The organism is Microbacterium azadirachtae, assembly GCF_000956545.1.
Lineage (GTDB): Bacteria > Actinomycetota > Actinomycetes > Actinomycetales > Microbacteriaceae > Microbacterium > Microbacterium azadirachtae.
The window spans coordinates 1-1,147 of record NZ_JYIT01000012.1 but is presented as its reverse complement, the minus strand read 5'-3'; the positions used below and the strand labels follow the sequence as shown (position 1 = coordinate 1,147).

At 74.0% G+C, this 1,147-nt stretch carries 1 protein-coding gene and 1 pseudogene; one reads left to right on the top strand and one right to left on the bottom strand.

Features of this window, described 5'->3' with window-relative positions:
- A partial coding sequence (locus tag RL72_RS00080; protein ID WP_045248763.1) for an MFS transporter occupies positions 1 to 430 on the bottom strand: 430 nt, incomplete at its 3' end.
- A gap of 223 nt (positions 431 to 653) precedes the next feature.
- Between RL72_RS00080 and RL72_RS00075 the strand changes: the two are divergent.
- Positions 654 to 1,147, top strand: a pseudogene (locus RL72_RS00075) (hypothetical protein); the annotation flags it as partial.

Genomic DNA, 1,147 nt, shown 5'->3' with positions numbered 1-1,147 from the left:
TGGTGAACGCGGTCCACACCCCGATCGCCCTGGACTGGACTTCGCCCCGCATCACGGCGGTGATCAGGGCCAGGGAGCTCGGCACGAGCAGCGCGCCGGCCGCGCCCTGGGCGGCACGCGCGATGATGAGCACCAGGGGAGTGGCGGCGGCGGCCACGGCGACGGAGGCCACGCCGAAGGCGATGAGCCCGATCCGCATCACCAGCACGCGCCCGTAGGCGTCGGAGACGGATCCGGCGAGCAGGATGAGCGCGCTCAGGGTGATCAGGTACGCGTCGACCGCCCGCTGCTGCGTGGTGATGCCGCCGCCGAGCTCGCGGCTGATCGCGGGAAGTGCGACGGTCACGACCGTGCCGTCGAGGAACGTCACGAAGGAGGCGAGGACGGCGACCGCGATGACGAGCCGGTGCAGAGGGGTGAACGAGGTCACGTGCCGACCCTACTCGCCCCGGCGGACACGGGGGCCGCGCTGCGACGCCTGCAGGACTCCCGCACGCCCGCAGGATCAGATCCGGGATCCGGTCCTGCAAGAGTCGCGCGGTCCTGCAGGCGTCGCGCGGGCGTGCGAGCGGGCGCGCGCGAGCGCGTGTCCGCCGCGGGCGCATGCGCGTGTCTGCGGCGCCGCAGACAGTGTGTCGCATACCGTGGAGGGCATGAACGGGCCGGTGCTGAGCGGGGGCGTGATCGTCCTGGTCGCGGCGCTGCTGTGGCTGCTGTACTTCCTGCCGTCGTGGCGCGGACAGCACCAGTACGACGCGGCGGAGCGCAACGCGCTGCGGCTCAACCGCGCGCTGCGCGTGCTGGCGGAGACCAGCGAGGCTCCGCGCGAGGTGCAGCTGGAGCTCAACGCCCGCACGGCCCTCGCGCAGCAGAAGCTCGCGCGTCGCCTGCAGTCCGACCGGGAGCAGGCGGAGCTGCAGCGGCTGCGCGAGCAGCTCGCCGCGACGCATGCGGACCCCGCCTTCCGTCGCGCGCGTGCGCGCCGTCGCACACGCCTGGTCGCCACCGTCCTCCTGCTCCTCGCGCTCGCCGCCGTCGGCGTCGGCGTGTGGCAGGTCGTCGAAGGCGGATCCTCGGCACTGCTGTGGGCGGCCGGCGTCGTCGCCGTCCTCGCCCTGGGCATGCTGCAGCGCATGGCCGCCGTCGC